This window comes from Halomonas sp. ND22Bw, assembly GCF_003011945.1.
GTDB classification, from domain to species: domain Bacteria; phylum Pseudomonadota; class Gammaproteobacteria; order Pseudomonadales; family Halomonadaceae; genus Halomonas; species Halomonas halophila.
Genome location: NZ_PXWD01000566.1, coordinates 1 through 299 on the forward strand (window position 1 = coordinate 1; position 299 = coordinate 299).

Below are 299 nucleotides of genomic sequence, written 5' to 3' on the forward strand. Positions count from 1 at the left end.
TCAACAACACGATCATCACGATCACGGACCGTCAGGGCAATGCACTGTCGTGGGCGTCGTCGGGTGGCCAGGGCTTCAAGGGCTCGCGCAAGTCGACCCCATTCGCTGCCCAGGTGGCTTCGGAAGTCGCCGGCCGTGCTGCTGTCGAACAAGGCATCAAGAACCTCGACGTCGAGATCAAGGGCCCCGGCCCCGGTCGCGAATCGTCGGTGCGCGCCCTCGCTGCGCTCGGCATCCGGATCAATTCCATTGCCGACGTGACGCCTGTGCCGCACAACGGCTGCCGTCCGCAGAAGAAA

General features: G+C 64.5%; 1 protein-coding gene. It reads left to right on the forward strand.

The genetic code is table 11. The annotated features are described in order from the left end of the window. The coding region (rpsK, locus tag CVH10_RS19400) for a 30S ribosomal protein S11 (RefSeq protein ID WP_106489402.1) at positions 1-299 on the forward strand (299 nt) is incomplete at both ends.